Here is an 8,825-nt window from a genome sequence, read left to right on the forward strand (position 1 = left end):
GGGGTCTGGCTCGACGGAGAGCTCGACGGCATGGCGACGCTGCACCTGCACCTGCCGGCACCCGAAGCGCACGGCGCCTTCGACCGCATCGACCGCGCTGCCCGCGCACTGGAGGAGGCGCCGGAGGAGTCGCGCTCCCTCCCGCAGCTGCGCGCAGACGTCGGCACGGCGCTCCTGCTCGACGGCGAGATCGACGAGCGTCCCGACGGCTCACGGCCGGCGGCCGCTGTCCCCCGAGGCATCCGTCCCCGCGTCGCGGTGACGGTCCCCGTCCTGACCCTGCTCGGCCGCTCGGAGGAACCCGGCGTGCTCGAGGGGTACGGACCCGTCGATGCCCGGACCGCGAGACGCCTCGCTGCACAGGCTCCCTCCTTCACCCGCATCCTCACCCACCCCGAGAGCGGAGCGGTCCTCTCGGTCGGGCGCACCTCCTACCGGCCCCCCGCCGACCTCCGCCGGGCGCTCGTGCTGCGTGATCGGACCTGCCGCTTCCCCGGCTGCACCCGCTCGGCCTCGGACAGCGACGTCGACCACGGCGTCGAGTGGCAGCACGGCGGACGCACCGACGTCGACAACCTCGCCCACCTCTGCCGACACCATCACCGACTCCGGCACACGAGCAGGTGGTCCCTCCGCCACGGTCCGGGCGGCATCCTCGAGTGGACGAGCCCGACGGGACGGCGGTACCTCACCCGACCGGAGGAACCGGAGCCGCCGGCCGACCTCTGGCGCGAACAGGTCAGCACTGCTGTGGAGGGGCCTCCACGGTTCTAGTCGGCGCGCGCAGAACCTATGAGGACCACGGTGTGTGCGCGCGGTGGTGTGCGAGGCGACCGACGCAGAGCGGTGCGGAGCGGCGCGGAGCAGAGCAGAGCAGAGCGGTGCGGTGCGGTGCGGTGCGGTGCGGTGCGGATGAGTCTGTGGGAAGACGTCTGTGGCAAGGGGGTCCTGCCCGACCCTTGTCGGGGAGTAGCGTGCCGATCTCCGCCTGGTGACGACGCCGGGTCCGACGACTCCGGAGGACGACACGAGCATGAGCGAGAACAGCACGAGCACCGGCACCGGCACCGGCTCCGGCACGAGCACAGGCACGAGCACAGGCACGAGCACAGGCACGAGCACCGGTACCCCGCGCACCACCGCGGTCCTCTTCGACATCGACGGCACGCTCGTCGACTCCAACTTCCTGCACATCGAGGCGTGGGCGCGAGCGTTCTGGCAGTGCGATCTCGAGGTGCCGGCTTGGCGCATCCAGCGCGCGATCGGCGCCGACTCCTCGGAGCTGATCGGCATGCTCACCGAGGACGACGTCGACGACGCCACCCGCTCGCAGCTGAAGACCCTGCACGCGAAGAACTACGCCGAGCTCGGCGCACGCTTGACCCTCCTCCCCGGGGCGCGGGAGCTGATCCGGGAGATCGCGGGACGCGGCGTGCACGTGGTCCTCGCGACCTCCGCTCCCCAGCAGGAGCTCGACCTGCTGCTCGAGGTCCTCGACCTCGGCGACGCCGTGCACGCGGTGACGAGCGGGGAGGACGTCGACACGGCGAAGCCCGACCCGGGCATCATCGCGATCGCCCTGGAGCGGGCGGGCGCCGGCCCGGACGACGCGATCATGGTGGGCGACGCCTCCTGGGACGTGCTGTCGGCCGAGCGGGCGGGCCTCGCGACGGTCGCCGTGCTGTCGGGCGGAACGGGCGAGCACGAGCTCCGCGAGGCGGGCGCCGTCGCGGTCTACGAGGACGCCGCGGCGGTCCTGGCCGACCTCGACGGGAGCCCGCTGGCGGCTCTGCTGCGCTGAGCGCAGCATCCGGCGCCCGGCGCTGAGCACCCTGCCCGGGGACGTCCCCTACGCCTGCGGGCGGCGGCGCAGCACCAGCAGCGTCACTCCGACGGCGGCGACGACCGCGACGAGCGCACCGCCGATCCAGAGCACGTCGCCGATCGGCACCGCATCGGCTCCGGAGGGCGCCGCCGCGTCGGAACCGTCCTCGGCAGGAGCGGCGGCGCCCGAGACGTCGACGGTGCCGTTGCAGTCCGGCACCGTCTCGGAGCCGTCGGCGACGGCCACTCCGTCCGCCGGCTGCCAGTCGAACGAGTACTCGCCCGACACCGGATGGCCGTCGGTCGACACGACCTGCCAGGTCACGTCGTAGGTGCCCGCGGCGCCGAGCTCGAGCGGCATGGAGGCCTCGGGTCCGAGGACCGTGACGCAGCCGTCGCCGTAGTACAGCCCGTCGGGACCGACGACGCGCAGCCCCGCCGCGCGTCCGTCGTCTCCGAGGACGAGCAGGTCGTCGTTGGTGGTGACGCTCAGCGTCCCGGGCTGCTCCGTCACGACGGCGTCCGCCGCGGGCGAGCTCGAGACGAGGTAGTTGTGGGCGCTGGCGGGCGCCGCCACCGCGACCGCACCGGCGAGGCCCAGTGCGATCGCGGCGGCGGCGGCACGGGAGGTGCGGCGCAGGATCACGCGGACGCCTTCGGGCCGCGACGACGCGACGCGAGCGCGACGGCGACTCCGACCGCGCCGACGACGAGACCGCCGACTCCGAGGACGCGGGCGACGACGTCGGCCCCGCCCGCTGCGCTGGTCGAGGACGCCGTCGTGGCCTCGGCGGTCTCCTCGTCCTCGTGCGAGTCGGAGCCGCTGCCGTGGTGGCCTGCGCCCTCCTCCGCCGCGGTCACCGCGACGACGGGGGCGGGCAGCTCGGGCTCGTCCTCACCCTCGACGGTCGGCTGGTCCCACGCGGTCGAGCCGGTCTCGCAGGTCTGCAGGACCGGGAACGCGAGGGTGTCGCCGGCCGCGTCCTCCGGGAGCTGCAGCTGCAGCGAGACGGTGTCGCGGAAGCCGTCCACGAGCGGGGTCTTCGCGGTGTAGACGACGTCCGAGACGCGCTCGGTGACGGAGGCGCCGTGCGAGTCGGTGATCGGCTCGGCGAGCTGCACCTCGTTCTTCGCGACGTCCCAGTTGGGGTTCACGGTCGGGCTGACCGAGTTGATCCCGTCCGGGATCGTGATGGTGAGGCCCGTCGTCGGCGATCCCTCGCAGCCGTGCGCGAGGGAGAACGTGACGACGGTGTACGCGCCGGCGGCCGTGGTGCTCGCCGTGGCGCTCACATGGGCGCTGGCGGCGGTCGGTGCGGCGAGTGCCAGTGCGACGGAACCGGCGGCCACCAGCGCGCCGCTGCCGACGAGGCGGAGACGGGAGGAGGGGCGCGCGGCCGAGGTGCGGGTGGAAGAGATGCGGGTGGAAGAGGTGCGGGTCGAGGAGGTGCGGGTGGAGGAGTTCATGATCTCGGGTCCTTGAGGGTGCCGGCGATCGCCGGGCGTCCGGATGCGCAGCGCGGGGATGCGGTGCGCGCGGGTGGACGCCGGCCGAGCACGCGCCCCGGGACGGAGCGGTGTCAGACGGCGTGCAGGACGCCCCGCGGCGGACCGCGGTGCCGCAGGTGCGTCAGCACCGCGTCGAGCGGACGCGGGGACCGCGGCTCCGGGGCGCCCGCGACGGCGACCGAGGGGCCGACGGGTCCGAGCAGGACCGCCGAGGCGCGGGCCACGGCGCGCACGACGATGCGGACGAGCCGCTCGCCGAGCGAGAAGAAGAGGGCCTCGCCGCGACGCACGGCGGCGATGGTGAGGACGGCCGCGACGAGGTGCGCGAGGGTCATCGGGACGGAGTGGGCGGCATGAGCGCTCCCGGCCGCGACGAGCTCGAGCGTCGATCCGTCGTGGAAGTGCGCTCCCGATGCGGTGGTGCCGACGACGCTCACCTCGCCGCCGCCCGTGAGGAAGAGCCCGTGGAAGGCGAGCTGGCTGAGCAGGACGGAGACGGACAGCCGCAGGAGCGAGAGGGTGCGTCCCGCGAGGAGCACGCAGACGACCGCGGCGAACGCGGAGGTCAGCGCGAGGATCGCCGGCGACGGCGCGTGGGCTCCCGCGAGGGTGTGCGAGGCGGCGGCGGTGACGGTCGCGGCGACGGCGGCGGCGAGGCCCCGCGCGACTCGCGCCCACCTGGTGTGCACCTGCGGCCCCGTTCCTCGTCCGGGCGGCCCCTGGTGGGGACCGCGCGCCAGCGCCCGCGAGCGCGAGCGGCTTTCAGGGTAATCGACGCGCCTGCACGCCGAGACGAAGTTCGGGCGGACGACGAGGCTCTGCGGCGCCGTTACGAAGCCGTTACCGAACTTCTCCGATCCGTTCCAAACCCCCCCGGGCAGGGCTCCGAAGACATGTCAACGGCCGCGAAACGGTCCACACAGCAACAACCCCCCTTGTACGACCAGGACAACGGAACCCGTCACCGGGACCGTCTCATGAAGGAGAAACATCATGCGAACCACCAAGCGCACCACTTTCGCCGCATTCGCCCTCATCAGCATCGCGACCCTCGGCCTCACCGCCTGCTCCAGCGGCAGCGGCTCGACCACCGAGTCCACCGAGGAGTCGATGTCGTCCTCCACGCCGATGGAGTCCTCGACGCCCATGGAGACCATGGACCCGGCCGCCAACCTCGTCGGCCCCGGCTGCGCCACCTACGCCGAGACCGTCCCCGACGGCGCCGGCTCGGTCGCCGGCATGGCCCTCGACCCGGTCGCGACCGCCGCGTCGAACAACCCGCTCCTCAAGACCCTCACCGCTGCGGTCTCGGGTCAGCTCAACCCCGACGTCAACCTCGTCGACACGCTGAACGGCAGCGAGTTCACCGTCTTCGCCCCGGTCGACGACGCGTTCGCGAAGCTCGACGCCGCGACCCTCGAGCTGCTGGCGACCCCCGAGGGCGCCGAGACGCTCTCGTCGGTCCTGACCTACCACGTCGTCCCCGGCCAGATCGCCCCCGATGACATCGACGGCACCCAGACCACCGTTCAGGGCACCGACCTCACCGTCACCGGTTCCGGCGACGACATCAAGGTCAACGACGCGTCCGTCATCTGCGGTGGCGTCCAGACCGCCAACGCGACCGTGTACCTCATCGACACGGTCCTGATGCCGGCTGCGTAAGCCGCCCGCAGTCTCCGACTGCTGAGAATGCCGAAGGGCGGGCACCGTCAGGTGTCCGCCCTTCGGCGTTCCCGCGCGCCGCGATCCGGAGCGCACCGGTGTCCGCACCGACCAGAAGAGGCGCGGACCCCGTGGGGAGTCCGCGCCTCTTCGTCGTGCGACGCCCTACTCGGCGGCGGCGCTGATCTCGGCGAGGACGCGGTCGCCGGGGAAGGCCTGCTCCATGTCCGCCTCGATCTCGGCGCGCTCGAGCAGCTCCTCCATGCGGTGGCGGCGGTTGCGCGTGATGAGGGTCACGACGGTGCCCTTCTTGCCCGCGCGGCCGGTGCGGCCGGAGCGGTGCAGGTACGTCTTGTACTCGTCGGGGGCGTCGGCCTGGATCACCAGGTCGATGTCGTCGACGTGGATGCCGCGGGCGGCGACGTCGGTGGCGACGAGCACGTCGACGCGTCCGCTGGTGAGCATCGCCAGGTTGCGCGTGCGGCGCGACTGGTTGAGGTCGCCGTGGAGGCTGGTCGCGGGGATGTCCGCGTGCTCCAGCTGCTCCGCGAGCTGCTCGGCGAACGCGCGGGTGCGGGCGAAGATCAGCGTCTTGCCCTCGCGCGCGGCGAGCTGCTCGATGATCGCGCCCTTGTCGCGGTGCTCGATGACCAGGACGCGGTGGTCGATGGTGGAGGACGCCTGGTCCTCGCCTGCGACCTCGTGCACGCTCGGCTCGACGAGGAACTCGTCGACGAGCGTCGCGACGCCCTTGTCGAGGGTGGCCGAGAAGAGCAGGCGCTGTCCGCCGGTCGCGGTGCGGCGGAGGATCCGCTGCACCGGCTCGAGGAAGCCGAGGTCGCACATGTGGTCGGCCTCGTCGAGGACCGTGATGGTCACCTTCGAGAGGTCGAGGCGGCCCTGCTCGACGAGGTCCTCGAGACGGCCCGGCGTCGCGATGACGATGTCGACTCCGCGCTGGAGGGCGCCGACCTGCTTGTACTGGGGCACGCCGCCGAAGATCGTCGTGGTGAAGAGGCCGACGGAGCGCGCGATGGGCTGCACCGTGCGGTCGATCTGCATCGCGAGCTCGCGGGTGGGGGCGAGGATGAGGGCGCGGGGGGCGCGGCCCTGCTTGCGGTCCTTGCCTCCGTTGTTCTCCATCAGGCGCTCGACGACCGGCGCGCCGAACGCGATGGTCTTGCCGGAGCCGGTCTTGCCGCGGCCGAGGACGTCCTTGCCGCGGAGCACCTCGGGGATCGTGGCGGCCTGGATCGGGAACGGCGCGGCCGCTCCCATCGAGGTCAGCTGACGGACGATGTTGGCGCCGAGGCCGAGGTCGCCGAACGACACGCCCTCGACGTCGACGGCCAGGGTCGCGGTCGCCTCGAGGCGCTCGAGGACGACGTCGTCGACCTGGTGCGAGCCGCGGGTGTCGCGCGAGGGGTAGAAGTCCGAGGAGTCACGGCGGGGGCCGCGGTCGCTCCGGTCGTTGCGGTCGTACGACGTGCGGGCGGGGCGCTCGGTGCGGGCGGGGCGCTCGTCGCGGTCGAACGAGCGAGCCGGACGGTCGGTGCGGTCGAAGGAGCGGGCCGGACGGTCGCTGCGGTCGAAGGAGCGGGCCGGACGGTCGCTGCGGTCGAACGAACGCGCAGGACGGTCATTGCGCTCGGTGCGGTCGTAGGAGCGGGTGGGGCGCTCGGTGCGGTCGGACGAACGGGCAGGACGCTCGTTGCGGTCGTAGGAGCGGGCGGGGCGCTCACCACGGTCGGCCGAGCGCGCGGGACGGTCGTCGCGGTCGAACGAGCGCGCCGGGCGGTCCGTGCGATCGAACGAGCGCGCGGGGCGCTCGCTGCGGTCGTAGGAGCGGACGGGACGCTCGCCGCGGTCCGCCGAACGAGCCGGACGGTCGTCGCGGTCGAACGAGCGCGCCGGGCGCTCGCTGCGGTCGTACGAGCGCGCGGGACGGTCGTCGCGGTCGTAGGACCGCGCCGGACGCTCGGTGCGCTCGTCGGCGCGGGCGGCGCGCTCGTCGGCGTTCCAGCGCGCCTTCTTGGGCGCGTTCTCGTCGACGGGGCGGTAGCCGCGGTGGCCCTCGCTGCGCGCGCCGGGCTTGGCCGCGGGGAAGCGCGAGCGGCCTCCGAGCTGCGACTTGCCGCTGGACGCGCCGAAGCGGTTGGGCTCGAAGTTCTTGGCGGGGCGTCCGCCGGCGGGCTTCTTGTTCTTGGGCATGGCTGTCTTCCTGGGTTCGGTTTCTGCGCGGGCAGGCGCACGCCGGAGAGCGCCCTCGTGGGGCGCGTCCGAACGCAGCCTGCTGGAACCCGGGCGAGTCTTTGACCGGGGCCGATTCACACATGTGATGTCTCTCACGACGACTGTCGGAGATCCGGCCCGCTTGACTAACAAACCCATCCGCGCGCTGAACGCACGGTGTCAAGAGCCGACCGAAGGAGTCTACACGCGCCCGCGCGCCCTGGCTAGGGCGAGGTGCTCCTCCAGGCTAGGATGCCCGGCCGCTCACCCCTCCGACGTCGCGCGCCGCGCCCGGTACGCCGCGACGTTCGCCCGGTTGCCGCAGTTGCCGGTGTCGCAGTAGCGCTTCGAGCGGTTGCGCGAGAAGTCGACGAGCACCGCCTCGCAGTCCTCGGCCGCGCAGATCCGGATGCGGTCGCGCTCGTCGCCGCGCACGACGTCGACGAACGCCATCGCCGCCTCCACGACGATGCGCGTCGCGAGCGGGCTCTCGTCCCGCGTCGCGTGCAGGTGCCACCCCCAGAGGCCGTGGCGCACGAGCTGCGGCAGGGCGCGTCCGTCCTCGAGCATGGCGTTGACGAGGGCGACGAGATCCTCCTCGGCGCTGGTCAGCCAGAGCGAGCGGAGGGAGGAGCGGACCGACCGGATCGCCTCGAGCTCGGCCGTCGAGTGCTCGCGGCTGCCGGTGTAGCGGTTGACGCGCACGAACTCGTCGAGCTGCTCCAGCGTCGCGAGCTCGTCCTCCCCCGAGTGCGAGAGCTCGGGCAGCGTGTTGACGAGGAAAGCGGTCGAGGTCAGCGACGCTTCGACGTCATGAGCGAAAACCATGTTGACTCCTGACAGGGCGAGCCGCTACCGTCTGGATGACGGGAGACTGTCACGAGCATAACGAGTGTGACTCCTGACTTCTCGTCCTCCCCTCGTCTCGAAGGATGCGCGCATGACCGCCAGCACACCCCCGCGCCGACTGGGCTCCGGCCTCGCGCTGGCCCTCGCCGCCGCGGCGGCCTTCGGCCTCGGCGGTCCGTTCGTGAAGCCCCTCCTCGAAGCGGGATGGACCCCCTCCGCCGCGGTCCTGTGGCGGGCCGGAGGCGCGGCGCTCGTCCTCGCGATCCCCGCCGCCCTCTCCCTCCGCGGCAAGGGGCACGTCCTGCGGCGCAACCTCGGCACGATCGGCCTCTACGGCGTCTTCGCCGTCGTCGCCGCGCAGCTCTGCTTCTACAGCGCGATCGAGCACATGTCGGTCGGCATCGCCCTGCTGATCGAGTACCTGGCCCCCGTCTTCCTCGTCCTCTTCGCGTGGGCGCGCACCCGGCGGCACCCCGGCCGCTTCACCCTCGCCGGCTCGGCCGTCGCCCTCGCGGGACTCGTGCTGGTCCTGGACCTGTCGGGCGAGTCCACTCCCGAGCTGATCGGCATCGCCTGGGCGCTCACCGCCTCCCTCGGCCTCTGCGTGTACTACGTCATCGCGGGACGAGTCGACCCGGAGCTGCCGCCGATCGCGCTCACCGCCGGGGCGATGACGGTCGGCGCGGGGATCCTGCTGATCCTCGGGCTCACCGGCGTCGCCCCGCTGCGGGCGACCTTCGGCGACG

Annotated in this window: 9 protein-coding genes; 4 read left to right on the plus strand and 5 right to left on the minus strand. The window is 72.9% G+C overall.

The window, feature by feature from the left end; genetic code table 11:
- Together IOC53_RS18055 and IOC53_RS18060 are read left to right on the plus strand one after the other, a co-directional pair.
- The coding region (locus IOC53_RS18055) for an HNH endonuclease signature motif containing protein (protein WP_207407916.1) at positions 1-774 on the plus strand (774 nt) is incomplete at its 5' end.
- A gap of 259 nt (positions 775-1,033) precedes the next feature.
- Complete coding sequence (locus IOC53_RS18060; RefSeq protein ID WP_207407918.1) at positions 1,034-1,801, plus strand: HAD family hydrolase; 768 nt, start codon at positions 1,034-1,036, stop codon at positions 1,799-1,801.
- Between the two features lie 48 nt (positions 1,802-1,849).
- Here the strand turns inward: IOC53_RS18060 and IOC53_RS18065 are convergent, their stop codons facing one another.
- The 3 genes from IOC53_RS18065 to IOC53_RS18075 all read right to left on the minus strand — a co-directional run bounded on the left by IOC53_RS18065 (position 1,850) and on the right by IOC53_RS18075 (position 4,022).
- Positions 1,850-2,470, minus strand: a complete 621-nt coding sequence (locus IOC53_RS18065; RefSeq protein ID WP_207407920.1) for a copper resistance CopC family protein — start codon at positions 2,468-2,470, stop codon at positions 1,850-1,852.
- On the minus strand, positions 2,467-3,291 hold the full coding sequence (locus IOC53_RS18070) for a YcnI family protein (RefSeq protein ID WP_207407921.1): 825 nt from the start codon (positions 3,289-3,291) through the stop codon (positions 2,467-2,469). Before IOC53_RS18070 ends, IOC53_RS18065 begins: the two co-directional genes overlap by 4 nt.
- 113 nt (positions 3,292-3,404) lie before the next feature.
- Positions 3,405-4,022, minus strand: a complete 618-nt coding sequence (locus tag IOC53_RS18075) for a hypothetical protein (RefSeq protein ID WP_207407923.1) — start codon at positions 4,020-4,022, stop codon at positions 3,405-3,407.
- 304 nt (positions 4,023-4,326) lie between these two features.
- On the opposite strand from IOC53_RS18075, the gene IOC53_RS18080 reads away from it, so the two are divergent.
- Complete coding sequence (locus tag IOC53_RS18080; RefSeq protein WP_207407925.1) at positions 4,327-4,998, plus strand: fasciclin domain-containing protein; 672 nt, start codon at positions 4,327-4,329, stop codon at positions 4,996-4,998.
- Between the two features lie 165 nt (positions 4,999-5,163).
- Here IOC53_RS18080 and IOC53_RS18085 read toward each other — a convergent pair whose 3' ends face one another.
- Both IOC53_RS18085 and IOC53_RS18090 read right to left on the minus strand, forming a co-directional pair.
- Complete coding sequence (locus IOC53_RS18085) at positions 5,164-7,209, minus strand: DEAD/DEAH box helicase (protein ID WP_207407927.1); 2,046 nt, start codon at positions 7,207-7,209, stop codon at positions 5,164-5,166.
- Positions 7,210-7,494: 285 nt separating this feature from the next.
- Positions 7,495-8,058, minus strand: coding sequence for a CGNR zinc finger domain-containing protein (locus IOC53_RS18090; RefSeq protein ID WP_207407928.1), 564 nt, complete (start codon positions 8,056-8,058; stop codon positions 7,495-7,497).
- 112 nt (positions 8,059-8,170) lie between these two features.
- On the opposite strand from IOC53_RS18090, the gene IOC53_RS18095 reads away from it, so the two are divergent.
- On the plus strand, positions 8,171-8,825 hold a 655-nt coding region (locus IOC53_RS18095), incomplete at its 3' end, for an EamA family transporter (RefSeq protein WP_207407929.1).

Source organism: Rathayibacter sp. SD072, assembly GCF_017355185.1.
Lineage (GTDB): Bacteria > Actinomycetota > Actinomycetes > Actinomycetales > Microbacteriaceae > Rathayibacter.